The following is a 26,288-nucleotide window of genomic DNA, read 5'->3' on the forward strand; positions in this document are numbered from 1 at the left end:
TTAATTTGAAAATCCGTAAAGAGATTATTTAAATTTTATTTACGCTATTGAAAACCAGCGTTTTGCAAATAAAATTTTATTAAAGGGTGATGGTTGTACCGAGGACCTGTAAAAATGCTGCGATCCAGGTATGATGCGCCGGCCAGGCGGGCGCTGTGACCAGCTTCCCGTCGACCACCGTTTCCGTTACATTCACATTCACGTAAGTACCCCCTGCCGCCGTTACTTCCGGCGCTACGGCCGGGTAGGCAGTGAGCTTGCGGCCACGTACCACGTCCGCCGCTGTCAGTATCTGTATCCCGTGGCATACGGCCGCCACCGGTTTATCGTTCGTAAAAAAGTGCTTCACCAGCTCCAGGACGTTTTTGTTCAGGCGCAGGTACTCCGGCGCGCGCCCGCCGGCAATCACCAGTGCGTCATAATCGCTCCCGGCTACGTCATTAAACGTCGCATTCAGCACAAACCCGTGCCCCGGCTTCTCACTGTACGTCTGGTCCCCTTCAAAATCGTGTATCGCCGTTTTAATCTTGTCGCCAGCCGCCTTATCCGGGCAAACGGCATGTACTTCATGCCCTACCATTTGCAGCATCTGGAAAGGTACCATTGTTTCATAATCCTCTGCATAGTCGCCGGTAAGCAGCAATATTTTCTTTTGTGCCATGGTTATCGAGTTTTTTTAGGATTTTTAAAATGACCTTCTGAAGATAGTAAATTTCGCCCAGCCGATTTTCCGTTCAGCAGGAGATTTAACATCTTTATAAAAAAGCAGGATGCAATCGGTTGTATAAATCAGGATCATTTTATATTTTGGGTCTCTTATTCCAGTATTAGTTATGAAAAAGATACTACTTGTATGTGGCAGTGTATTCCTGATGTCGGGAGCGCTGCAGGCTCAGAAAGCCTCGAAATCCGGATGGCAGGACCTCTTTAACGGAAAGGATCTCAAAGGCTGGAAACAGCTGGGTGGTAAGGCTATTTACACCGCGCGCAACGGTGAAATCGTTGGTACCACGGTGGTGAATACCCCGAATTCTTTCCTGGCCACTGAAAAAGATTATGGCGATTTCATCCTTGAGCTGGAATTTAAGCTGGACAAGGAATTTAATTCCGGTATCCAGTTCCGTAGCCAGAGCCGCCCGGATTACCAGAATGGCCGCGTTTTCGGCTACCAGATGGAAATTGACCCATCCGACCGTAAATGGAGCGGGGGCATTTATGAAGAGGGACGCCGCGGATGGCAGTACCCGATGGAATACAATCCCGGCGGACAGAATGCCTTTAAAAAGAACGATTGGAACAAATACCGGATTGAGTGCCGCGGCAACGAAATCCGTACCTGGGTAAACGGCGTGGCCACCGCCCACCTCGTGGATACCGCCCTGCCCAAAGGCTTTATTGCCCTGCAGGTACACTCCATCGGTAAGGACGGCGCCGATGCCGGTAAGGATATCAGGTGGCGTAATGTACGTATCATCGAAAACCCTTCTCCTTCCCAATACTCCCCGTATGATAACATCTACGTGGTGAACAACGTGGTAAACACCGTATCTGCCCAGCAGAAAAAAAATGGCTTCCAGCTCCTCTGGGACGGGAAGACCACCAAAGGCTGGAGAGGCTATAACCAGAAAGGATTCCCGGATAAAGGGTGGACTTATAACGACGGCACCCTCACCATCCACAGCAGCAATGGCGACGAAATGGGCAGCGGCGGCGATATCGTGACCGAAAAGGAATACAGCGCTTTTGAACTGGAATTTGAATTTAAACTGACCAAAGGAGCCAACTCCGGGGTGAAATATTTCGTAAAGGAATCATACGACACCAAAGGTAAATCTGCCATCGGGCTGGAATACCAGGTACTGGACGACGAAACCCATCCTGACGCTAAATTGGGAAGGGACGGAAACCGCACCCTGGCGTCACTTTACGATCTCATGACAAGAAAACAGGAAAAACGTGCCATCCTACCCATTGGAGAATGGAACAAAGGTCGTATAATTGTGTATCCAAATAACCACGTTGAGCATTGGCTGAACGGTTTTAAGGTGCTGGAATATGAAAGAGGCTCCCAGGAATTTAAAGACCTGGTAGCTATCAGCAAATACAAAAATTGGAATAACTTTGGGTTGTGGCCGGAAGGCCGCCTTCTCCTCCAGGATCACGGTAACGAAGTATCCTACAGGAGCATCCGGATAAAAACACTCAAATAAAAATATTTATCTTTTTTTTCATTGTTCACTGTTCTAAATAAGCATTCCGATTCTTCGGAATGCTTTCTTTTTTTAGTTAGATTTATTCCCGTCTAAATACAACTTATGCTCCTATCCAAGTACAAGGCAGGCCTCATCGCCCTTGCCCTGCTATGCGCCGCCGCCTGTAAGCGCGCCAGCCGGGAGGAAACGGCCGCCAAACTAAAAGACATCGCCGGCCGCTATTATGAGGAAAACATGGCCTTAAATCCTATTCAGTCTACCTTCAACGGAGAAGATAAATACAACGGCGAACTCGCCATCGACATCAGCGATGAATGGCGGCGCCGGGCTGATTCCTTTTGCCAGCGTTATCAAAAGGAGCTGGCGGAAGTGGATACTTCCGTACTCAGCAGCAACGACCGCATTACGTACGAAATGCTGCACCGGGAGCTGGCCATCACCCGGGAGGGCTTTACCTTTCACGATAACCTGATGCCGGTACAACAATTTACCTGCCTGCCGCTTACCCTGGCGCAGTTAGGCTCCGGCAGCGCCGCGCAACCGTTTAAATCCCTGAAGGACTATCAAAATTTCATACGCCGCATGCAGCGCTTCGCGGTATGGACGGATACGGCTATAGCGAATATGAAACGGGGCATGGCCACCGGGTATGTGCTGCCGCAGGCGCTGGTAACGAAGACTATCCCGCAGATGGCGGCGCTGGCCGTGAAGGATTCTTCCAACATTTACTTTGCGCCGCTCAAAGCCATTCCGGATTCCATCGCCGGCACGGACCGAGCGCAGCTGGTGTTGGATTATACGGCTGCTGTAAATAACTACATCATTCCTTCCTACGCCAAACTGCAACAGTTCCTGGAAACCGAATACCTGCCCAAAGCCCGTACTACCAGCGGCATCAGCGCGCTGCCAGACGGTAAGGCTTATTATAACTACCTTATAAAATACTGGACCACCACCGCCAAAACCCCGGATGAAATTTTTGCGCTGGGGCAGCAGGAGGTAGCGAGGATCCGCGGGGAAATGGAGCAGATCAAGAGCGGCGCCGGGTTCCAGGGCGACCTCCCCGCGTTCTTTGCATTCGTAAGGAATGACAAGCAATTCCGCATCTTCCAGACGCCGCAGGCCATCCTGGATTCCTTCAGGGCGATTGAAAATAAAATTATGCCAGGGGTGAAGAAGATGTACGGCCACCTGCCTAAAACAAAATTCGAAATACGGCAGACGGAAGCCTTCCGCGCCGCCTCTGCCAGCGCGGAATACCAGCCAGGCAGCCCGGATGGCAGCCGGCCGGGCGTATTCTACGTACCCATCCTCGATGCAACGACATTCAACTATACCGGCATGGAATGCCTCTTCTTACATGAAGCGATTCCCGGTCATCACTTCCAGTTTTCGCTGCAACAGGAAAATGATTCCCTGCCTAAGTTCCGCCGCTTTGCGTGGATCGGCTCCTATGGCGAAGGATACGCGTTGTATTGCGAAAGCCTGGGTAAAGAGCTGGGCCTGTACACTAATCCGTATATGTACTTTGGCCGGCTCAGCGACGAGATACACCGCGCTATTCGTTTAGTCGTAGACGTTGGGCTCCATACCAAGGGCTGGACCCGCGAACAGGCGATCAAATACATGCTGGATAACGAGCCGCTTTCCGAAATGGAGGCAACCGCTGAAATCGAGCGCTACATGGCGATTCCGGGGCAGGCGCTATCCTACAAAATCGGGGAGATCAGGATCCGGGAGCTGCGCAACAAATACACAAAGGAATTGGGAAATAAGTTCCGGTTATCTTCTTTCCACGATGCACTGTTGCAGGATGGATGCCTGCCACTCCAGGTCCTGGACCTGAAAATGGAACGGTGGGCCCATGGAATTTAACAGAATTTTAGATAAAGCGAGGACGGGAAATTTTGCCGGACGCGGCATTAGATCTTTCTACAAATCAATAACTTACAACAGCAAAAACGTTTAACCTTTAACGGTTGGTGTAGCAATTACTGGCATTCGTTTGGTATTAAGTAAGTCAAACCGAAAGCATATGAAGAAGGCAACAATTTTACTTATAGCAGCAATGATAGCAGGAGTGAGCATCAATAAAAGTTTTGCCCAGGTGCGAGTGAATATAAACATTGGCAGCCAGCCGTTATGGGGCCCTGTAGGGTATGACTATGTGCAGTATTATTACATTCCGGATGCGGATGCCTATTACGATGTAGCTGCGCAGCAGTTCATTTACCTGGAACGTAACAGGTGGGTGTATGGCCCGGCCTTACCGGCTTACTACCATTGCGACATCGACCGGTGTTACAAGGTGGTGGTAAATGAGCGGGATCCTTTCCGCCGCGCCGATTATTACCGCAATACCTACGGCAGGTACCGGGGTTATTACGACAGGCAGCCGCTGATCCGCAACACGAGGGACGTGCGTTATGTGCAGGTGCGCCGGGATTACCGGGATAACGACAGACGTTATTACGGAGATGACCGCAACAACAGCAGCTGGCGCATCAACCCCGGCAGGGATAACCGGGACGACCGCCGCGACAGATGGGATGATGACCGTAACAGGTGGAATGACCGCCGCGACAGAAGGGATTTTGACCGCAGGGACAGGGATCATGACCGTCGCAGGGATAAATAAAAAAGTACCATGCTGACATAAACAGTAAAAGCCGCCTCCAACCGGAAGCGGCTTTTCTGTTTTTTATCGTTTATGCATTATGGTTAGTGGAGGGTCACAGTGCCAACGGTGGTCACTTTTCCTACAGTCACATTTACATTGAGCAGGGTGGTATCTTTCAGGATGCCATTGCCGGCTACGGCTACGTTGTAGGCGCCTGCGTTCAGACCAGCTACGAGGAATGCGCCGGTAGCGTCAGGAATGGCGGCAGCCACGGTATCTGTATTCTGTAAGATGAAAACGCCTTTGGAGGATAATGGCGGCAGCACGATACCTGCGATGGAACCGCTGGTAGCTTCCGTATAAGTGCGGATAACCGGTTTCAGGATGTATTTGCCGTTGCCGGTCGTTACAACTGACCTGTTAGCGTCAAAATCCAGCCAGAGGCGGTATTCCACGCCGGCAACCAGGTCGGCGTTTACGTTCAGTTTCAGGCCGGATTGCTGTGCGGAAGGCGTTTCCAGCGGATAGGTGTTAGCGCCGATTACTACGCTGTTGTTGCTGCCAAGTACGAGGCGAACCTGTGAAATTTTACCGGCAGGAATATCATAGGAAGCAAGCAGGGTATCAATGCCATTGGCGAAGTCGAGCAGGTTATAAACGCCCGGTTTGATCATGTGGAGGGAGACCCAGCCTTTAGCGGTATCTGTAGTGGTGTTCACCATTACGTCCTGGATATCCACATTCACTTTGTCGTAAGGAGAAGGCGCATCGGTAAGATATACGCTGAATTTTGATGTGCCTGATTTGGTATCCTCATTTTTTGAGCAGGAGGAAAACAATAGAACAGTTGCGGCGAGGCCGTCAGCGCGGCCGTGATTCGATTTCTCATGTGTACGGTTAATTTTTTAATAATTTTAACAAAATGTATGCCCCTTTTACATGGCGAACAAATTTAATATAAAACTATCTTCTTTCCATATAACATTAAAATTCATGTTCATGCATGGCTTATCCGGGGGTAAATGGCTGGCATTGTTTTGGCATAAGTTCATTTAAACGAAAAACTTATGAAAAAGGGATTATTCTTCCTGGTCATGTTTTTTTCATTGGGCGTGTTTACTACCCGCACTGCCAATGCACAGGTAAATATTAACGTGAACATAGGAAGTCAGCCGCTTTGGGGGCCGGTAGGTTATGATTATGTGAATTACTATTATTTTCCGGATATAGATGCCTACTACTCCATTCCGCAACGTCAGTATATTTATTTGCAGGGCAACAAGTGGGTGTTTGCCAATGCCCTGCCGCCCAGCTACCACTACGACATATACAGGGGGTACAAAGTGGTGGTAAACGACCGGGATCCATGGTTGAGACCTGACTATTACCGCAGTAAATATGGCAAATACAAAAATCATTTCGGTAAGCAGGTAATCATCCGGGACAGTGACGATCCGAAGTATTACAAAGTGAATGGCAGGGGCAACAAGGGAAATAACGGGAATCACGGCAACCCGGGGAAAGGCAATAAGGGCAACCACGGGAATGGGAAAGGCCATGGCCACGGGCACTAATCAAATTGTAAACAGCATATTCAGCAGGGGATCAGCGGTCACAACGCTGGTCCCTTTGTTTTTGAGGGCGCCGGGGTTACCTTATTAAAAATTTCTGAAGATTTTATTACCTATGATTTTTAGAGATTTTATTTCGTATTTTTATAACGCAGTTCCAATCTATTTACCTATATAACTTGACAGCACGCTCCTGATGAATCCGTTCAGGGGGAGTCATGCACATATGTAAAGTGTTTGCATATGTGTTCTTTCGTTAGCCTTTAAGTCCGTTATGACTGATTGATTAACTATTTTATGGCGTATAAAACCTGCTGCTATGTTTGACAACACCCTGGCATTCTGCCAATCACTACCAGCCGTAACCACCGAAGTAAAGTGGGACAATGAACTGCGTTTATTCGTAGGAGAAAAATTATTTGCTATGCTATCCATGGAGGAGCCGCACAGGATATCCTTCAAATGCGTGCCTGCGCAGTTTCACAAGCTGATCTGCAAGCCGGGCATTGTGCCGGCGCCGCACCTGGCCCGTTATCACTGGGTACAGTTGAAACAGAATGATACCCTGCCGGATTCCGAGTTGGAGGAATACCTGCAAAAGGCGTATGAACTGGTGTTTAATACCTTAACAGAAGCGGAAAAGCAAAGTATTCAGAATCATCACGCGAGCGCGTAATGGTTATTTCCCGAAGATGGTAAAAAATATATCGTACACACCGAAGATGATCAGTGTGACCGCGAATAGTTTTTCCAGCGTGGGTGTTTTCATTTTCACCGCCGTTTTTGCGCCCAGATAAGAAGCAGGGAATGCCGTTAGCGACAGCAGCAGCGCGATGTTCCAGTCGATATGCCCCAGCCACCAGTGCGTGAGCGCACCCGGTACGGAAAGGATGGCCGACAATACTACTGCACAGGCCAATGCCTGCTTGATAGGCATTTTCAGCTTTTTAATGAAGAAAGTGCTGAATAATATACCGCCGGCATTGGCCAGCAGTCCTGCCAGCAAACCTATGCCCATTGCTGCTCCCAACAGTTTTACCGCAGGCGCCTCTTCCGCAGCCGCTACCGTACCCTCTTCCATTTTTGTCTTTTTCATAAAAGAGTATAACAGGGAGACGCCAATGCCCATGATGAATACTGCGGTCAGTATCATCAGCGTTTTCCCCGGCAGAAAACTACTGCACCACGAGCCCGCGATAGTGGCAGGCACCGCCATTACGGCGCTGAGCAAAATGACCCGCGCATTGAATAATTTTTCTTTCCGATATACCGCTGTGGCAGAAAGCGTGCTGGTGATAGAAGCCGGCAGCGGGGATGCCAGCGCAAAGAACGGATTAACGCCCGCGAAGATCTGCAGCGCCGGCGTACTGATGGCGCTGCCTCCTTTGCCAAGCAAGCCGGAAAGGTAGCCTACAATAAGGCCAATGACCAATACCGGCAGGTACTGCGTTTGTTGTAACAAAAATTCCAAAATATGGTGGTTGGTTCGCTTAAAAATAAAATTACAGGCACCACAAATGTAGGCCAACCACATTCCTTAAAGAAATAAAAGCAATAACTAAAAGTTATGGCCAATAACTATTTATTATATTTATTTTTAGTCTATAAACAGAATAGGGATAAGAGTTTTATCGGATTGCGGGGATAAAAAAACTGCCATCCTGCGATGGCAGGCAACATGGGTAAAGCGCTATACTTTCGGCGCCCAGCCTTTTTCATAATCGCGGGACCATAGTTTCATCGCGCCATCGTCCGCGAGGATGTGGCCATTGGCCGGGTCGGTGTGTAAAACGCGGCCGGCGCGCTGTGCGATATTGGCCAGCAGGCATAGCAACGTACTGCGGTAGCCTTCGGTGATGGGCGAGTTTAAATTCCCTTCCCCGCGGATGGCGGACAGGAAGTTATGCACATGCAGGCCATCCAGGTATTCCCCGGCCGGGCTGACTGTATTGGTGACGTTACGGGTAGGCGGTTCCTGTTGTTTTACTTCCTTCACTACCTTGTTATCATTGTCCAGGATTTTGTAGGCATCGCTGCCGTTGCAGTACAAGGCCCCTTTGCTGCCAAATACGGCGAATCCGCGGCCGCTTCCTTCCAGGTTGAAGGGGTGACAGCTCCGGCCTTCCCAGGTAACGGATTTACCGCCTTCAAATTCGAAATTCACGGTTTGGGTATCGGGGGTTTCCCAGTCGTCCGGCGGATAGGCATAGCGCCCGCCGGCGGAAGTTACTTTTGTCGGATAGCCGAGGTCCATCATCCAGCGGAGGCAATCCAGTTCGTGCGTGGCGTTGTTGCAGGTTTCGGAGGTGCCCCAGTGCCAGCGCCAATGCCAGTCGTAATGCACGATATTATCCAGGAAATCCCTGCGCGGCGCGGGCCCCTGCCAGAGGTCCCAGTTGAGCGTAGCGGGAACAGGCGTTTTTTTACCAATGCCGATGGGCTTGCGGTTATTCACATACCAGGCGCGCCCGTAATACACGTTGCCGATCATACCGGCTTTTACATCTGCCGCAGCCTGTTGCATATTAGGCCAGGAACGGCGCTGGTTCCCCATTTGGATGTGGCGGCCGTACCTGACGCCGGCGGCTACCAACAGCTCGCCTTCCCGGGGATTGTGGGCACAGGGCTTTTCCACATAGACGTGCTTGCCCGCAGCGGCGGCCATGATGCCAGCAGGCGCATGCCAGTGGTCCGGCGCGGCTACCATCAGGGCGTCAAAATCCTTTCGTTGCAAAAGCCGGCGGATGTCCTTTTCGACCGTGGGCACACGCTGCTGCCCGCCTGCGACGGCCTTGAGGCCTTTGGCAATGGCGCCGTCCTCCACATCGCAGATGTAGCCTACTTCCGCATTGGGTTGTTTGGTGATCAGTTGCGCCAGCCAGTTGCCCCGTGAGTTGACGCCCATTACGCCTACCACGATTTTGTTGCTGGGGGCCTGCTTCCCGAAGACGGGAAAATTGAGATAGGTAAGCCCTGCGCCAATGCCGGCAGCAGCGCCGGTTTTAACGAAATCCCTTCTTTTCATAACGACAGTGTATTTTATTTCGGCAATCGGTTGCTTGAAAATATACAAATAATCTGCTGTCCGGGATTTTTTATGACCGGCGGCGAGGCGGATGATATTGATAGCGATGCAGGAGTTGCCGGATGAATGATTCCGGCTATTGAGCAACTTCCCTGGTTCCGGATACTTAACCCAACAAATGATTCCACATCACCTGGTACACCTCGGTAGCAAGTATGGACGGCTTTCCGACAGGCTCGTTGGTAATGATCAGCGGGTGCAGGGATGGATCGGCTTCCAGCCGGCCATGGGAGCCTTTTATCAGGGATGCATCCAGCGGGATAACATTCATGACATAACGGAAGCCCAGTTTCTTTTTCAGCACTTTAAACGCTGCCTTCAGCTTGATCAGCGGGTCCTTCGGGTCCATGAACATCTCCACCGGATCATAGCCAGGTTTCTTAAATATTTCAACGGTACGGGCAAAATCCGGCGCTTTTTTATCATCCAGCCAGTAGTAATAGGTAAACCAGCTGCCAGGCGCTGCAACGGCCACCAGTTCGCCGCTACGGGGGTGATGCAGCTGATGCTGCCGTTTGCCTTCCCGGTCGAGCACGAGCTCAATATCAGGATGGGCTTCCAGCAAGCTCCGTACTTTTTTATAGGCGGCAGGGTCGTTCACATAAATATGCGCTACCTGGTGATCTGCCACTGCAAAGGCTTTGGAAGCGCCTGCATCCAGCAGCTCCAGTCCGCGCTCTTCCCGGATCGCAAGCAACCCTTCCCTGCGGAGGATACGGTTGATATCGATGGGATTGCTGGCATTGGAAATACCATATTCGGAGAGGATAATGATGGCGGCGTTTTGCTGCTGGTAGTATTCCACCAGCTGTTTCACCACTGCATCTATTTCCAGGATTTCCTTTTTATTCTTTTCCATATCCTGACCGAATTTCTGCAGGCAGTAATCCAGGTGAGGCAGGTAGATGAAGGTCATGGTTGGATTGTAGCGCTGATCCGTGAGGATGGACGCGTCTGCAATGTATTGAGAAGAAACAATGCTGGCGGTGGGTCCCCAGTAGTTAAACAATGGGAACGTTCCCAGTTTTTCGCGGAGGTAGTCCCGCAGGTCCGCCGGCGTGGTATAGCAATCCGGTATTTTGCGGCCGTCCTGCAGGTAATTGGGCCTTGGGGTCAGGGAGTAATCCACATTGGCGTACATGTTATACCACCAGCACATTTGCGAAACCGTGAAGGACGGATTGAGCTGCCTGGCTTTGTCCCAGATCTTGGGAGCGTCTACCAGGCGGTTGGATTGCTTCCAGAATTTGATTTCGGCGTCCGTGCGGTCGTACCAGCCGTTTCCCACGATGCCGTGTTCGGCGGGCCACTGGCCGGTGAGATACGTGCTTTGTACCGCTGTTGTTACTGCCGGCAGCATAGGCTGAATGGTGGTCACATGGCGCGTGCCGGTATAAGCCTTCAGGAAAGGCATGTGTTCGAGCAGGGATGCAGAAAGCCCTACGACATCGATTACTACTGTCTTTTTCATAGATGCGTTAGCCATTGCTTAATGTGGCGTAATGCTGTTATTCGGTTATCAATCATCCAGTTGTTGCAATACCCATTGCAATTCCCTGGAAATGGAAATATCAATATTGTCTTTTAATGGTGCGGGCAACACGTCCCAGGTATAGGTTTCAACTTCCAGGTGTTGTGTAAAGGGTTCCTTCTTTTGCAGGGCCAGTACCGCTTTGATATCGGCCTGTGTGGAGGAAAGCGGATCATAGCTTTCCAGGAACACCGGCACATGGAAGTGAGAACGCCATTCTGCCACTTTGCTATTATCTGCATCAGCAAAGGCCTGCGGCAAATCGGGATAGTGTATCAATCCGCCTGCCGCAGTGCGGGCAATCACCTGATGAAGATAAACCGGTTCTTCGAACTGGCGAAATGCTTCGATGATTTTTTTTCGTTTATCCGTTTCCGTTGGCAGGTCAGCTTTCAGCGCGGCGCTGATCTGAACCTTCCCTACTTTGAGCCCGTACGCACTTAGCTTATCCAGTACTGCCGCGGGCTGTTCGTATTCCAGGGCGAAGTGGCAAACATCGTAACAGAGTTGAACATGGTCCTTGATAAACCCGGCTGCCGTGGCTTCATCCAACCTGAATTTATCCTGCAGGAAAGGTATGCCTGCCGGCAGCAGCTGGTGGAGGTACCAGTCCATATACTCCGCGGTATTTTCCAGTAATCCATCCGGCTCCGGCTCTATGTCCAGGTGGAGCAAGGGGCCGCCGCTACGGCGGATGCGCACCAGGTGCTCCACCACCAGCAGGATATTGAGGGTAGCGCTTTCCATGACGGAATGCTTTTCCTCTTCACAACGGTTGCACCAGAATTTGTAGCTGAGCGGGGAAGTAGAGATGCCTCCTTCGTGACCGTAGGGCAGTAAGGTGGCCAGCAGCCGGAAGAGGCGGATGGTGTAGGCCACCCGGTCCGGGCTGGTCCAGTCTGGCGCATGCACCTGGTCCTTCACCACGGTGTTATGAAACCCGCCATACGGAAACCCGTTCATGGTAAAAACATAACAGTCGTTTGCCTGCAGCCATTGCTGGAAGGCGCGCAGGTTTTCTTCCCTGGCCAGTTCGAGGCTGGCGGTGTTAGCCAGTCGCAACCCGATGCCAAAAGGTTTGCCGGGCGATACCTGTTGCTTTACTACCGGTATATGTTGTTGCAGCTGTTGGAAATGCGCGCTCCAGGTTTCGCCGGGATGTATGTTGGAACAGTAGGTCAGGTGACCAAAAGCTGTTTGCATGTGATAGTGTTTATTGCAAGGATTTAGTGATGGCTGCCGCTTCGTACAGCCTGTCCAGGTTCAATTCGTGTACATCTTCTCCCTGTCCTATTTTTTTGAGGAGAGATATCGTGAGCCTCCCGCCCAGGTGTTCGCGGAACTCTTCGAGTCCTGCTATGACAGGGGACTCCGCCCCACCCTGCCTTTCCAGCAACGGGTGCCAGATAGGGAGTTGCATGTTTTTAAGCACGGCGATGATCCGCAACATGTCGCTCTCGGCCAGCCACCCTATCAGGTACGAATACACGCTGTCGAGCGCCACCCCGATGGACACGGCCTCTCCATGGCGGAGGGCGAAGTTGGTGAGCTGTTCCAGCTTATGGGCGCTCCAATGCCCGAAGTCCAGCGGCCTGGATGAGCCGCTTTCAAACGGATCTCCGCCGTTGCCGATATGCTGCATGTGCAATGCCGCGCAGCGGTAGATGAGCTGCTGCATATCTTCCATATTACCATCGCTGAGCGCCTTTGCACGGGATTCCATCCACTCAAAAAATGCGGCATCCTTGATCAGCGCCACCTTTACCGCTTCTACCATACCGGAGTTCCAGTCCCGCTTTTCCAGCGTGGTCAGGAAGCGGCTGTCGTTAAAAACGGCCTGGGGCGGAGCAAAAGCGCCCAGGAAGTTCTTCTTCCCGTTAAAGTTGATGCCGTTTTTGACGCCGATGCCGGAATCGTTTTGGGACAGCACGGTGGTAGGGATGCGGATATGTTTGACGCCGCGGTGCGACACGGCGGCCACGAAACCAACGAGGTCCAGCAGGGAGCCCCCGCCGATGCCTACCAGGTAAGAGTGGCGGTCAATCTTATATTTATCGATGGCGTTTACCAGGTTGAGGAACAGTGGCATATCATTTTTCACGGCTTCTCCCCCTGCTATTGTCAATATTTCAGGAGCCGGCTCAAAGCCTTTAATGGTTTTGAGGTAGGCCGCTATCTGCTGCGGCAATGCCTGGTGATGCGCGGCCATGCCCTGGTCCAGCACCACGAGTATTTTTTTCAGGTGGGTATTTACCGCCTGGGCTTCCAGGTATGCTCTCAAACAGTTGTTCTCCGGGTTAAAAAGCTGGGAGGTAAAGTGTACCTGGTAGTGAAAGTTGACATTAAAATTCTGCAGTAAATATTCCATGGCTAATCCTCTTACATTCTATCTGAAAAGTTATCCTTTAAATGTACATAAAAATCCGTATTTCTACCTAAACGAACAGATGGGTGGCAAATTAGCGCACTGTGGCGGGTTGCGGGAAAATAAAGGGGAAATATACGTATGCAGGGCATTCGCCGCTCATCCCAACACCCTTGCAGATGCACTTAAAAAGCAGCAAATTTGTTTCCCTGTAAACCTGCTTACAGGCCCCTGGATTAAATTGTTACTGTAAAGGAAACCTTTTCCCCAAACCGCTATTCGCTATGTACCGAAAGTTGTTTCTGGTCATCCCTTTCCTGGTACTGCCGCTGTTAAGATTCACAGCTGCGGCGCAAACGTTGTCCCGTAAGGACAGTCTGTATCAGCGATTGGATAAACTGCCTCCCAATATTGAAAAAGTAAATACCTACCTGCTGCTGGGCGAAGCGCTGGTGCCGGACAGTCTGCAAAAGGCCGAAAAGGTGATGAAAGCCGCCCTGGCGCTGAGTATCCAGCTGGGATACCATCAGGGCGTGGCCGATTTCACCTTGTACTACATGTACCTGACGGACCTCCGGGGCGAGTACATGAAAGGGTTATATCTGCTGCAGCAGGCGGAAAAAATCTATTACCAGATTAAGGATACCAATGGTATTATCAATGTCCACAACTTCATGGGCAACGAATACCAGCAGGTGAGCAATTTCAAGGCGGCGGCGGACCAATACCTGGCTGCCCTGGAAATAGCCGACAGCAGGGGCGACAGCCTGCAATCCAATGCCATCATCACTAACCTGGCATCCGTGTTTATACAGCTGGGCGATTATCACAAAGGCCTCGAGTATGCCCAAAAGGCCTACCAGTTTGCAGCACACAGGAAAGGCAAAAGGCGCCAGGCTGCCGCATACAGCATCCTGGGAGTTTCCCAGGCCAAACTGAAGCGGTATGAAGAGGCGGCCGCTAATTACCGGCGGGTGATACAACTCGGCAGAGAGTTGGGCGACAGTACCCTTGTGCTGGACGGGACCATCAACCTGGCGTCTTTGCTCTCCGAGCAAGGGGAACATGAGGGTTCCATTGCCTTGTTTCAACAGGCCATGGCAATCACCAAAGCTTATCCCGCACCGGATTACCTGATTAACATCCACCTGGGATATGGCAATGAACTGTTTAAATCGGGGAAATACCACCTGGCGGAAACCTATATAGACAAAGCTATTTCACTGAGCAAGGCCTACCTGGCGGGAGATGAACTACGCAAGTCATACCTGGTAGCTTCCGACCTGAAAGCGGCTACTGGCCGGCCGGCGCAGGCGCTTGCCCTGCGCAAGCAATACGAAAAACTGCATGATTCCTTAATGGGCAATACGACACGCAGCAGTGTGCAGCAGCTGGAATCCCGCTATGCTACGGCCAGGCAGGAGAAAAACCTCGCCGAAAAAAAATTGCAGGTGGCCAACATGCACCTGGAATTGCACCGTAAAAACAGGTGGATACTTTTTGGTATCGCAGGTTTTATTCTCCTTATGATCCCTGCTATTATTTACTGGCTGAAGCTGCAACACCGCCACCGGCTGCAATTACAACAGTTGCAGACCATGGAGGCAGAGCGTACCGTGCAGGTACTGGAAGCCATGATGCAGGGCGAAGAGCGGGAGCGGACGCGGCTTGCCAAGGATTTGCACGATGGCGTAGGCGGTTTGTTATCCGCAGTGAAGCTGCATTTCAGCGCGCTACGCCACGAGCGGCCTTACCTGAAGGAGGACGCCGGCTTTTTACATGCCATGAGCATGCTGGACGACGCGGTGGTGGAAGTGCGTAAAACGGCGCATAACCTGATGCCAGAAATCCTTTCCAGGGTTGGCTTATCGGAAGCGTTGGGATTTTATTGCCGCAATGTGAGTCATAGCCGGAGGCTGCAAATCACGTATGAAAGCACCGGGCAGGTAAAACGTTACAATGCCAGTTTTGAATTATCCGTGTACCGGATCGTTCAGGAGCTGATCAACAATATCATCAAGCATTCCCGCGCTACTGCAGCGCTGGTGCAGCTGATGCAGGAAGAGCATACGTTGTCCATTACGGTGGAAGATAATGGCATTGGGTTTCAGCACCAGCCGGAACTGCACCAGGGCATGGGATTGAGAAACCTCTACAGCCGTATTAAAGCGCTGAATGGCAACCTGGATATTGACGCCTCGGCGGGGCGAGGCACTACGGCCTATATTGCCTTTAATATTATCCCGATGCAGCTGGCGAAGTAGTGTATATTATCCCGCGAAGCGGCATGGTCATGCCCACTCCGCGGGACAAAAAATCAGGTGATGGAAAACAGTTTGCCTAGCCCCAGGGAAACCGGCAACAGCAGCAGTACTGCCATGGCAAATGGCATCTGTGCAAACGCGGCCACCCATGCGGCATTCATGGCAATAAGCGCCAGAATCCCTCCTTTTACGGCTTTCCCGATATTAGGCCCTGATGGTTCCTTCATGGCTTTCATCAGGGGGCTGTTGATCATAAACATAAACAGGAGGATGAAGGGCAATGCCCTCCACAGGCGTTCCTGGTGTATGGCCAATACGATCATGGCCACGTAGACAACGGCATAGCCGAGTGCGCTGATCTTCAGGCTGCGGGTGTTGCCGCCGTGTACTTCACCGCGACTGATATTCGTGATGGCAGCAATATAGATGACGGGAATGATTCCCATCCACCAGTATTGGGTCAGGGCGGCGGGTATGATACTGATCCCCAGGAGCAGATTAAAACCCCTGCAAAGGCCCATGTTTACAGGGCCCCAGATGGGATGATGCTTGCCCCATTTATTATACACGAGGGCAGCGATGGTAATGGCGATGGCGAGCCAGCCGGGCGCGCCGGTAAGGTGTCCTACCGAAAAGGCGCCGAGTATGCCCACGAGGAGCAGGTAGGCGCCCAGCACGATGGCCTGGGCGATGGAAATGGTACCGCTTGGGATAGGCCGTTCCGGGCGTTCCACTGCATCCAGCTTCGCGTCGAACACATCGTTAAACACTACGCCACCTCCGTAAAGTCCGGCTGCGGCGAGGCAGAGGCAAATTACGGGGAGTATGCTTTCCAGTGTAACGCTGTCAAAAGTTTCGTTTAGGAAATAGCCCGAAATGGCTACCCCTGCTAAAACATCTGCGATGGCTGTAATGATATTAGCTGGTCGCATCAGGCGCAGGTATCCAGTCAATTTACTAGCAATATAACTCACTTTGATATGAGGTTTTCATGGTTTCGGGCTTGTACAACAGTACATACAGCGCCTAACGGATGATGGTCGTATTCTTATTAATTCTTGGTTGTTGTCCACCTCTTAACACGCTACTACCATTAAATTTTTCACTTTGATCCGTGACAACTCCGAAATCTGATTCATTAATTTGTCCACTCTGAGCGAAGGCTGTCAGTGCGTTCTTGTAAGTTACCAAATGAATGTCATTCAAGTCAATACCACTTTCGTGCATGAGCGCTGCGGTTTTGGGCACTGCGAGCGGGTCGCTGATGCCCCAGTCGGCGGCGGAATTGATCATAATCCTTTCGCTGCCGTATTGTTTTACGACCTGAACCATTCTTTCATTTCCCATTTTAGTGAACGGGTAGATGGTAAACGCCGCCCAGAATCCGCGGTCCAGCACTTCTTTGACGGTTTCCTCGTTGTTATGGTCCACGATTACCATGGCCGGGTCCAGTCCGTGTTCGATGGCGATGTCCATACTGCGGCGGGTTCCCTGCTTTTTATCCCGGTGAGGCGTATGGATTTGTACCGGCAGGTTGGCTTCCCTGGCCAGATCCAGCTGGGCGCGGTAGTACTTTTCTTCCAGGGCCGTCTGGTCGTCGAACCCGATTTCGCCGACGCCTACCACTCCTTCCTTGTAGATGAACTGCGGGAGGATTTCCATTACGGCTTCGGCCAGTTTTTCGTTGTTGGCTTCCTTTGAATTGAGGCCGATGGTGCAGTAGTGTTTAATCCCGAACTGGGAGGAGCGGAACCGTTCCCATCCAACGAGGCTGGAAAAGTAATCGCGGAAGGAATCGACGCCTGTACGCGGCTGCCCGAGCCAGAAGGCGGGTTCTATAATGGCTACCACGCCGGCATCTGCCATGGCCTGGTAATCGTCCGTCGTCCTCGAGGTCATGTGTACGTGAGGATCAAAAAATTTCATCCCCCTAATCTTATCAAGATATGCCGGAGATTGGGCCAGTGGCTGAAGGTCCTGTTCTGTTAAGTCATGAATTCCGCACATAAAAATTGGATTTAAGATGAAATATAGTTGGCAAAAAAGTTATGTCATATAGACGGTATGGGCTACTTTATCCCAGCTCAGCGTACCGGCTTTAATTTCATCGGCCAGGTAGGGAGCGGAGGCCAGCAGTTCCTTTGCCGGCGGGTAATTGCTATAGTAGCACACGAGGGCGGCGGCCTCTTTTTCCACGTTGTAGGCCGAGTGCCACAGACGTGTTATGTCCGCGAAATTGGCTTCGGTGAGGAAGTGGGTCAGCAGTTGCCATTGGAGCGGGTTCACCGGCCTGCCGGCGGCCTGCCTTTCGTGGGCAAAATCCGTGATAATGGCTGCCAGTGCGGCGTTTGCCCTTTCCCGGAGGCCTTGTATCCGGTCCAGTGGTTTATCTGTAAAAATGGCTTTCATCACCAGCTGGTTCCAGGCCGCTTCCGGCAGGTAACGGGCGGGATAAGGATTCTGCAGCATGATGGCTTCCTGCACGGGCGCGATGTTGGAACGGATGCCGTCCGCCGTGCGGGCGATCCATTCTTCCGGGTAGGCCAGCACGGGGAGCGCGCTGTAAAGGGCCGCCAGCTCATTCATTTCCGCCCCGTTGAAGAGGGCTTCCACCTGGCTGATGTAAAACGATTTATCAGTAGCGGGTATAAAAAGCATCCACCAGACCCTTGCGAGCCGGTCTAACGTCCAGCCATATACGAAGAATCCGGGTATGGCTTTTTCCAGCGCCAATTGTATATCTGCATTGGGTTTCACCGGCTGCTTGCCTGTAAACCGCGGCATGGCGGTAAAAGTCTGCAAAAAATCCCGGGTGGACCAGGTTGTTTGCTGTAGTTCCCGGCGTTGTTGCAGCCATTCGCCGGCGCGTGCATTTTCCTGTTCTCGGATGAGTTGACCTAATAACGTTTTTACATGTTCGTGGTCAAATACATATGCGGTCACTTCAAGCCTGTTTATATAGTGTAATAAAAATCCAGTCTAAAATTAACCAGTTACACGGGATTTATACTATACCGGCGGTAAAATATGATGGATGGTTACCAGGCTGGACGGGGCCCCTGTTCCGGTATTTGCGCAGGTATTCAAAATTCATACAAAATTGGGGAGCTGTGGCTGTAAACGGTCACATGGAGCGGCGGGCAGGTAAAATTTCCCCCAAAAAATAAAAGAGAGGCAATAATGCCTCTCCTTCCGCCATTCTAAAGCCTGATTATTCATCAGGATATCTTAACCGGACATCGACAGTGACGGGCTGAGGATGTCTTTACAGGTATAACAATTATGAGAAACGGGCAAAAAACAAGAACGACGACGATCAAAACCATCTGTGTGAAAAATTCCTCTCACAAAGATGCCCGGCAGTTACTTTAATGGTCTAGGAAGATAAATACGGGTGTAATATACAGATTATTCTATTTTCCCACCAAATCTCTCTGCGATTTTTTGTGATAATTTATGTTAACGAAGGGTATTGAAAAGCACGATAAAAGGCTGATACTCCTTCCAGTTAGGTTTATATTGTTCCTGTACGATAAAGCCTTTAGCATAGTTACCTAGTAAGAGGTCCAGGTCCCCGTCCTTATCAATATCAGCGGCTTCCATCGTCATCCAGTGGCCTTCTTTTTCAATTGGCGGCGCATATGGCGTGAACTGCATTTTGTTTTTATTTCCTTTGAAGAGAATGAATTTCTCCCCGGGATTATTTTCCAGGTCTGCGAAAAATGCGATGGTGGCAATATCCAGCGCACCGTCCTGATCGAAGTCGGCAGCAATGGCTTTCGTACAGCCGTTAACGGGATAAAACCAGGCTTGTTTATACTGATCATTGCCTTCGTTGAGGAAAATGTAAACGCCGTGGTAAGGTTTTAAGACGATGGAATAATCCGCATTATCGCCGCAGGTATAGAGGATATCCAGCTTTCCATCTCCGTTGAAATCTGCCAGCTGAAAACTGGTAGAGCCGTAGACCGGCGGAAATTTCAACAGGTTTTTGGAGGAAAAGCCGCCTTTTTTGTCATTTTCGAAGAGCCATATCCCCTCTTCGCCGGCCGCAAAGAGTACCATGAGGTCCGTCCAGCCGTCCCGGTTAAAATCCGCAGCAATTGCTTTGGTAGCACCTGGCAGCTCCATCAGTGCTTTTTCCTGGTATTTTCCATCGGCATTTGGCTTCAGGTAAATTAACCCTCCCGTATGATGTCCAAACGCGCAGGTGATCATCTCCACCTGACCATCCTTATCAAAATCCGCTGCGATGGTCTGAACAGGGCGTTGCAGGTAGGGCTGTACATCCCTGATATCGCTGCTTTCCAGGTTCAGATCACTGATAATGCCGCTGGGTTTATCCACGGCCCTCATATCGCCGATCTGGGTAATACGTGCCAGGGCCGGGCCCCGGAAGGCGATATCCACAACGGGAGAATGGGTTTTCCAGCTGCCACTTTTCTTCAGTGACGTATCCCACCTGGTAAGCGTATTTTCGTACGCATCGGCCGTATATATATTCCCTGCGCTATCTGCCGCCACCAGCACCGTAGAGGTGGTAGTGGTATCGGTAACGTGCGGCGCGCCCATGCGGAATCCTGACCAATCGTGCCGGAGGGCCACAGGCGGTTTAGCGGGCGCCAACTGCCGGGGCGCGTTCCTTTGGTAATAGCCTACTATCTCCATCCACTCCTTAAAGGGGATTATGGGGGCCGGGTCGCCCGCCATGGGCGGATAGTAACTGGTTTCGTTCCATACCCGGATGCCTGCACGCTGTGCCATTGCCGGCAGCACATGATCGTTCCAGGTGGCGGAATCCAGCAATGCGGGGGATACGGGCATATGACAGCTGCCGCAATGTTTATCAGCCAGGGCTTTGGCCTGTTCGTCGCGGGTGGGCGCATGGCAGCTCACCGCAAGGGAAATAATGGAAGCAAAAACGAAGGAACTATAGAGCAGGCCTTTTCTGATAGACATTGGTTGCGCTGACATGAGGAATAATTTTCAACTGCATCTAAAATAAGGAAATAAGCGGGTAAAAAATGAATGCAGCGGCACTAAGTCCGCTGCATTTCATTTTGTGACAGGCAAGTATGAAACAATTAGTATCCGTCGTTTTGATCCAGGACGGATTTTCCATTTTTGATAGAGAGGTCGCGCTGGCGCTGCGGGATCGGGAAGTATTCATTACGGCCTTTCTTGTAGTTGGCGCCTACGAGGTCGGTGGTAATGGTACTTTCGTAATCATAGAAACGCTTCATCAGCTCCACGCCAATATCGCCCCAGCGGCTGACATCAAAGAAGCGGTGCCCTTCTGTTGCCAGCTCCAGCTTACGTTCGAAGTACACGTATTTGCGGGCTACGTCCTGGGAGGTAAAGGTGCCGGTAGGATACCTGCTGATTTTGTAATTCGCTGCCAACTGTGTGGTAGAGAAGCCATCCATCGGCTTGGAATCATCGAGATATTTATGCAGCCAGTATTCCGGATGATCGGCGATGCGGCCGCGCACCTGGTTTACCAGGTTTTCAGCAAGGGTCAGGTTATTGGTTTCCACTGCGCATTCTGCCGCCATGAGGAGTACATCGGCAAAGCGGATCAGCACTACGTTGATTGCAGAGCCAGGCGCCCAGGAGTGGGAATCCTTGTATATGCTCTGGTTAAACTGCCAGTAGATCATTTTTTTACCGGCATAAGGTCCGCCACTCTTCTGGTCGCGTACCCAGGCAGCGCCCGGGTGCAGGCCCCAGTCGTGATAAGGCACGCCACGGCGGCCTACCGTCCAGTCTAACCGCGGATCCAGGAAACCGGCATCCGGTGTAAACGGATCATCGGCGCGTACGCCCATGTCGTTTTTCACCACGTTAGCCGGCTGGTTGTAGGTATCTACAAAAGGTAAGCCGGCAGCGCTGGTACGGTAGGAGTTCACCAGTTCCTGCGTAGGCTGGAAGAAACCGCAGCAGCCGAAAGGACTGTTATACGGGTAGTTCAGCATATCGCCGGCATTGGCGTTGGTGATGGAGTTGGTACCATCGTTAGCCGTCATCTGGATCGCGAATACAGATTCAGGACCATTTTTATAAGCAGCGTTGAAGTTGCGCTGGAAGTCGTCTTCCAAAGCGTACTTTTTACCGTTGGAGGTATTACCGTTAGCAATAGCGTCCTGGAAGAGCGGTAATGCTTCTGCATATTTCTTTTGATACAGCAGGGATTTTGCCAGGTAGATCTGCGCGGCCCATTTATTGGCGCGGCCTACGTTGGATTGTGTAGGCGGCAGGTGATCTTTGGCAAAGGTGAAGTCGGCCACGATGTTTGGCCAGATGTCCACGTTATTCGGCTGTAATACATCGGTAGTGGAATCGCTGATCCAGGGCACTTTATTGAACATTTTTTTCAGTTCAAAATAATAGTGGCCGCGGAGGAAACGGGCTTCCGCTTCTACCTGTGTTTTTTCATCGGCCGTCATGTCCTTTGCATCCTTCATGAATTTGAGGGTGTTGTTGCAACGGGTAACGCCTTCGAAAACTGCTTTCCACTTGGCATTGAAGTAAGTATTGGTAGTGGAGTGCTGGCCGGTAGCAATGGTATTGATGTCCGGCTGGTCAGGGCTTTCAGAGCCTTTGTGCGCATCGCCGCCGGCCACGCTGCCGTAAACCCAGTTGGTAGGGGAAGCCATCCAGCCGGAGCCACCGCCGCCGAGCGCGTTATTATCAGGAGCCTGACCATCGAGCGCTGCATAGGCGCCTATCAGTAAAAAGTTAACACCGTCCTTATTAGCAACCAGGTCTCCTCCCAATGCAGCATATGGCGGACGTTCCAGGAAGCTCTTTTTGCAGGCGGCGAGCATAGCGGCAGCCAGCAATAATGTTACACCTGAATATTTGATTATTTTCATCTCTTTAGTTTTGCTAGTTGAATAATGCTATCAGAAAGTCACATTTACACCGATGATGTACTGGCGCTGATTTGGATAGGCGCCTTCATCAATACCGAATGCAGTGGTTGAACCGGTGATTTCCGGATCCACGCCAGAGTATTTAGTGATAGTAAATACGTTCGCAGCCTGTACATATGCTCTGAATTTGCTTACGCCGATACCTTTCAGGATATGCGTTGGCAGGGTGTAGCCCAACTGCATGTTTTTAGCGCGCAGGTAGGAACCGTTTTCCACGAAATAAGAGTTAGGTACGTTGGAAGTACTTTCAAACCCTTTGGTTTCCTGTACCGGCAGCTTAGCATTATGGTTTTCCGGCGTCCAGCTGTTGTACACCGCATCTTTACTTTTTGCACCGGCGAATGAACCGTAGAAGTCTGTCCACCATTTAATCTGGTTCCAGATCTTGTTGCCGGACACGCCGTAGAGGAACATGCTGAAGTCGAATTGTTTGTAGGTCAAACCGATGTTCAGGCCATAGCTGAATTTAGGCGTAGGCGCACCGAGGAAAGTTCTGTCGTCCACGTCCACTTTACCGTCGCCATTGATATCCGCGTACCTGAAGCGGCCGAGGGCAGCGTCTTTCTGGTATTCGTCCAGACCAGGATATTTCTTCTGCGCATCTTCGTTGGCCTTATTCACTTCTTCCTGTGAGTTCCAGAAGCCTACGATCTGGTAGCCGTAGAATTCGGAAATAGAGCGGCCCACCTGGTTGCGGATGATCGGGCTGCCGAAGCGGCGTTGTTCCGCATCGAAGTAGTTAGCGCCGTTGGATACAGCGAGGATTTCGTTGTTATAGGAAGTAAAGGTACCTGTCGCATCCAGCTGCAGGTCTTTTCCGAGATTCAGCTTGGTGGTGATGTTGAGGTCTATACCCTTGTTACGCATTTTGGCCACGTTGGAGTAAGGCACAATGGCAGCGCCGTACACGCCGGCCAGTTCAGGGTTATAGAGGAGGTCCTTCACTGTTTTCTGGTAATAGTCGATCGTGAATTCCAGTTTACCTTTGAAGAGGGTCGCATCGATACCGATGTTGGAGTTAACGTTACTTTCCCATTTCGCATCCGGGTTACCGATACGATCCTGGTAGAAGCCTTTCACGATGGTGCTTCCGTTCATCGGGTAGAAGGTGGAAGCCCTGTTGAAGTTATAGGTATTGAACACGTTCATAGGGTCCACGTTGATCTGGTTACCCATGATACCATAACCGCCACGCAGTTTCAGGTCGGTGATCCAGGATACATCCTTCATGAAGCCTTCCTGTGAAACGCGCCATGCAGCGGATACCGCAGGGAAGTTACCGTACCTGTTGTTGGAACCGAAGCGGGAGGAACCATCCCGGCGGATCAGGGCGCCGATCAGGTATTTATCAGCAAAAGCGTAGTCCACTCTTGCGAACAGGGACCAGAGGCTGTTGGAGTTTTTGAAGCTGCCGTTGGTTGGCGAACCGGTACCGGTGCTGAGTGAAGCGTAGTCAGGATCGAAGGTAAAGTAATCGGTAGTGGTACCGGTTAAACCGTAGTTCCATTCATCGTATGCTTCTGTACCCAGCAGCACTTTCACATCGTGTTTGTTATTGAAGTTTTTATGGAAAGTGAGGGTGTTGGTCCAGGTCCAGTCATAACCGTTACCGGTTGTTTCCGTATAGGAGTTCACACGGTTGTTTTCCGCGTTTTCATATTCAGGCAGCGTGAAGTTGTTGTTATCGAAGGAATAGATTTCTCCCCCGAAGGATGTCCTGAAGGTGAACAGGCGAAGGATGTCCGCCTCTCCGTAAACGTTACCCAGCAGCCTGTTTGCCAGCGTTTTGGTTCTGCCGAAGCGATCCTGGATGGCAACCGGGTTGCGGGAGTTACCGAGGCCTTTGGAGCCGGAGCCGGCATAGTTACCCATGATATCATATACCGGTATGATGGTCATTTCACGGAAGGCCATACCTATACCGCTACCTTCCTGCAGGATACCGATCTGCGGGTTATCGATAAGGGAGTATTCCAGGTTTTGACCTACGCGGATATGATCCGTAATATTGAAGCTGGAGTTGGCGCGCACCGCATAACGTTTGTTATAGGTGTTCATGAGCGTGCCCTGCTGATTAAAATAATAGAAGGAAACATAGTAGCTTCCGATATCGCCACCACCGGCAACAGAAAGGTTGTGGCTGGTGATAGGCGCCGGATTGAAAATTTCGTGGAACCAGTCAGTACCTTCTTTATTTGCTTTGGAGATGCGATAGAATTTATCCACATCGTCCGGGTTTTTGTAATAAGGATTTACAAAATACTTGGACGGGTCTACCGCGGGGTCGCCTTCCATTTTACCGGCAGGCGCGATATAATCGGGGACAACTGGATTAGGGCCGGAGCCATACTGCGCATCTTCCAGTTTCAGCTGTTGGTTGGCAGGGCTTCTTTCGTTGGTATTTTTGATGGCGGTCCAAATCAGCTGGCCCTGTTCGGTAGGGTTGGCGTGGTTATAGACGTTTCCGCCTTTAGGCACCTGGCGGCCGTAGTAGCCATCATAGGATACTTTAACGCGGCCGGTACCTCTTTTGGTGGTGATTACCACAACGCCGTTTGCAGCGCGGGCGCCATAAATGGAGGCAGCGCCGGCGTCTTTCAGCACCTGCATGGTAGCCACATCGTTCGGGTTGATGTCGACCAGACTTTTAATTGGCACACCATCTACGATATAGAGCGGGGTGTTGTTACCGAAGGTATTCACACCGCGCACCTGCACCTGTGGTTCCTGGCCGGGCTGACCTGTACCCAGTACGGTGATACCGGATACCTGGCCTTGCAGCTGATTGGAGATTTGTGCGGTAGGTTGTTTGGTGAGGTTATCCACACGTACTACGGCTACGGCGCCTGTCAGATCTTTCTTTTTCTGGCTGGCATAACCGGTTACTACCACTTCTTCCAATGAGCCTACTTTTTCGGCGAGCACGATGGCAACGGGCCCGTTGCCTACTGCCACTTCCTGCGGGTCGTAGCCTACAAATGAGGCTACCAGTACATCTCCGGGTTTTGCCTGGAGGGTAAAGGAACCGTTAGGATCGGTGGCTGTACCTCTGTTGGTACCTTTCACAACTATTGTTACGCCGGGCAGGGGATTTCCTGAAGCTTTATCAGTAACCTTCCCTGTTATCTTCGTTTGTGCGTAAACGTTAGTACCGAGCAACAATAGCAATAAGCCGCATAAAACGGCCAGCGCCTGGTAAAAATGTTTTTTCATAACGTGGTTTAAGGGTGACGTTTAAGAAAAATTAAGAAATAGAGTACCTGTCTTATATCACACCGTCATCTACCGGATATGCGGTAAAATATGGGCAAAAGGATGCCGTTGCTTCCTGGCAGGATGCAGCACCAGTAAGCATATCATATTGAGTAGATGACAGCTAAAATATAACTGTGCAATAAGGGGGCAGGCAATACATAGCGTTATGTAAAACCAATACTAATTCAGCTCATATAAAAACAAACAGTGTCTTTTTTTAAAATGAAATCAGAATAACAAAAAATAAAAATTAATAAATGTGAGAAGTACGCGCTATTAATCTTTCTATCTCAACACAGATTTTGGTTCTCACGTGGAATTTTATAAGTTCTTCGCAACTAATTTATAAATATAACGTGTTGTGCTATTAAAAAGATAAAGCATGTTTGATCTTTGAAATTTTGAGTCCATTTTTGAAATTGATGAACTGGAGCAGAGAAGTCGCCGAT

19 protein-coding genes are annotated in these 26,288 nt (G+C 50.8%); 6 read left to right on the forward strand and 13 right to left on the reverse strand.

What is annotated here, in order from left to right; all coding sequences use genetic code 11:
* Positions 1 to 79: 79 nt before the first annotated feature.
* Positions 80 to 661 carry a DJ-1/PfpI family protein gene (locus BOC67_RS05255; RefSeq protein ID WP_291908059.1) on the reverse strand — a complete coding sequence of 194 codons (582 nt, stop codon included), beginning with the start codon at positions 659 to 661 and terminating at the stop codon, positions 80 to 82.
* A gap of 172 nt (positions 662 to 833) precedes the next feature.
* On the opposite strand from BOC67_RS05255, the gene BOC67_RS05260 reads away from it, so the two are divergent.
* From BOC67_RS05260 to BOC67_RS05270, 3 genes are all read left to right on the forward strand, one after another.
* Positions 834 to 2,210 (forward strand): DUF1080 domain-containing protein, encoded by a 1,377-nt coding sequence (locus BOC67_RS05260; protein ID WP_291908060.1) that lies wholly within the window; start codon positions 834 to 836, stop codon positions 2,208 to 2,210.
* Between the two features lie 105 nt (positions 2,211 to 2,315).
* A complete protein-coding gene (locus BOC67_RS05265) occupies positions 2,316 to 4,088 on the forward strand; it encodes a DUF885 family protein (protein ID WP_291908061.1) in 1,773 nt (590 codons plus the stop codon).
* 160 nt (positions 4,089 to 4,248) lie between these two features.
* The gene (locus tag BOC67_RS05270) at positions 4,249 to 4,851 is read left to right on the forward strand and encodes a hypothetical protein (protein ID WP_291908062.1); all 603 of its coding nucleotides are present in this window, start codon (positions 4,249 to 4,251) and stop codon (positions 4,849 to 4,851) included.
* A gap of 83 nt (positions 4,852 to 4,934) precedes the next feature.
* On the opposite strand, the gene BOC67_RS05275 is transcribed toward BOC67_RS05270, so the two are convergent.
* Positions 4,935 to 5,672 carry a DUF4382 domain-containing protein gene (locus BOC67_RS05275; protein WP_291908063.1) on the reverse strand — a complete coding sequence of 246 codons (738 nt, stop codon included), beginning with the start codon at positions 5,670 to 5,672 and terminating at the stop codon, positions 4,935 to 4,937.
* Positions 5,673 to 5,900: 228 nt separating this feature from the next.
* On the opposite strand from BOC67_RS05275, the gene BOC67_RS05280 reads away from it, so the two are divergent.
* Both BOC67_RS05280 and BOC67_RS05285 read left to right on the forward strand, forming a co-directional pair.
* The gene (locus BOC67_RS05280) at positions 5,901 to 6,407 is read left to right on the forward strand and encodes a hypothetical protein (protein ID WP_291908064.1); all 507 of its coding nucleotides are present in this window, start codon (positions 5,901 to 5,903) and stop codon (positions 6,405 to 6,407) included.
* Between the two features lie 316 nt (positions 6,408 to 6,723).
* Entirely contained in the window at positions 6,724 to 7,080 is a 357-nt protein-coding gene (locus BOC67_RS05285) for an MmcQ/YjbR family DNA-binding protein (RefSeq protein ID WP_291908065.1), read from the forward strand.
* Between the two features lie 3 nt (positions 7,081 to 7,083).
* On the opposite strand, the gene BOC67_RS05290 is transcribed toward BOC67_RS05285, so the two are convergent.
* The 5 genes from BOC67_RS05290 to BOC67_RS05310 form a co-directional block, all read right to left on the reverse strand.
* Positions 7,084 to 7,875: a sulfite exporter TauE/SafE family protein gene (locus BOC67_RS05290; protein ID WP_291908066.1), complete on the reverse strand. Its 792-nt coding sequence runs from the start codon at positions 7,873 to 7,875 to the stop codon at positions 7,084 to 7,086.
* A 219-nt stretch (positions 7,876 to 8,094) separates the two neighbouring features.
* The gene (locus BOC67_RS05295; protein ID WP_291908067.1) at positions 8,095 to 9,429 is read right to left on the reverse strand and encodes a Gfo/Idh/MocA family oxidoreductase; all 1,335 of its coding nucleotides are present in this window, start codon (positions 9,427 to 9,429) and stop codon (positions 8,095 to 8,097) included.
* Between the two features lie 166 nt (positions 9,430 to 9,595).
* Positions 9,596 to 10,960, reverse strand: a complete 1,365-nt coding sequence (locus BOC67_RS05300; protein ID WP_291908068.1) for an alkaline phosphatase family protein — start codon at positions 10,958 to 10,960, stop codon at positions 9,596 to 9,598.
* Positions 10,961 to 11,008: 48 nt separating this feature from the next.
* Positions 11,009 to 12,223 carry a metabolite traffic protein EboE gene (gene eboE / locus BOC67_RS05305; RefSeq protein ID WP_291908069.1) on the reverse strand — a complete coding sequence of 405 codons (1,215 nt, stop codon included), beginning with the start codon at positions 12,221 to 12,223 and terminating at the stop codon, positions 11,009 to 11,011.
* A gap of 10 nt (positions 12,224 to 12,233) precedes the next feature.
* Complete coding sequence (locus BOC67_RS05310; protein ID WP_291908070.1) at positions 12,234 to 13,388, reverse strand: 3-dehydroquinate synthase; 1,155 nt, start codon at positions 13,386 to 13,388, stop codon at positions 12,234 to 12,236.
* Between the two features lie 281 nt (positions 13,389 to 13,669).
* Here BOC67_RS05310 and BOC67_RS05315 point away from each other — a divergent pair, with 281 nt between their 5' ends.
* Entirely contained in the window at positions 13,670 to 15,649 is a 1,980-nt protein-coding gene (locus BOC67_RS05315) for a tetratricopeptide repeat-containing sensor histidine kinase (RefSeq protein ID WP_291908071.1), read from the forward strand.
* A gap of 53 nt (positions 15,650 to 15,702) precedes the next feature.
* On the opposite strand, the gene eboC is transcribed toward BOC67_RS05315, so the two are convergent.
* The 6 genes from eboC to BOC67_RS05345 form a co-directional block, all read right to left on the reverse strand.
* Positions 15,703 to 16,581, reverse strand: coding sequence for a UbiA-like protein EboC (gene eboC, locus BOC67_RS05320; RefSeq protein ID WP_291908072.1), 879 nt, complete (start codon positions 16,579 to 16,581; stop codon positions 15,703 to 15,705).
* A gap of 94 nt (positions 16,582 to 16,675) precedes the next feature.
* A complete protein-coding gene (locus BOC67_RS05325; protein ID WP_291908073.1) occupies positions 16,676 to 17,575 on the reverse strand; it encodes a TatD family hydrolase in 900 nt (299 codons plus the stop codon).
* Positions 17,576 to 17,695: 120 nt separating this feature from the next.
* The gene (locus BOC67_RS05330; RefSeq protein WP_291908074.1) at positions 17,696 to 18,592 is read right to left on the reverse strand and encodes an EboA domain-containing protein; all 897 of its coding nucleotides are present in this window, start codon (positions 18,590 to 18,592) and stop codon (positions 17,696 to 17,698) included.
* A gap of 516 nt (positions 18,593 to 19,108) precedes the next feature.
* Complete coding sequence (locus tag BOC67_RS05335; RefSeq protein ID WP_291908075.1) at positions 19,109 to 20,623, reverse strand: FG-GAP-like repeat-containing protein; 1,515 nt, start codon at positions 20,621 to 20,623, stop codon at positions 19,109 to 19,111.
* Between the two features lie 110 nt (positions 20,624 to 20,733).
* The gene (locus tag BOC67_RS05340; RefSeq protein ID WP_291908076.1) at positions 20,734 to 22,524 is read right to left on the reverse strand and encodes a RagB/SusD family nutrient uptake outer membrane protein; all 1,791 of its coding nucleotides are present in this window, start codon (positions 22,522 to 22,524) and stop codon (positions 20,734 to 20,736) included.
* A 30-nt stretch (positions 22,525 to 22,554) separates the two neighbouring features.
* Complete coding sequence (locus BOC67_RS05345) at positions 22,555 to 25,797, reverse strand: TonB-dependent receptor (RefSeq protein WP_291908077.1); 3,243 nt, start codon at positions 25,795 to 25,797, stop codon at positions 22,555 to 22,557.
* Between the last annotated feature and the right edge of the window lie 491 nt (positions 25,798 to 26,288).

This window comes from Chitinophaga sp. CB10 (genome assembly GCA_001870995.2).
Taxonomy (GTDB): domain Bacteria; phylum Bacteroidota; class Bacteroidia; order Chitinophagales; family Chitinophagaceae; genus Chitinophaga.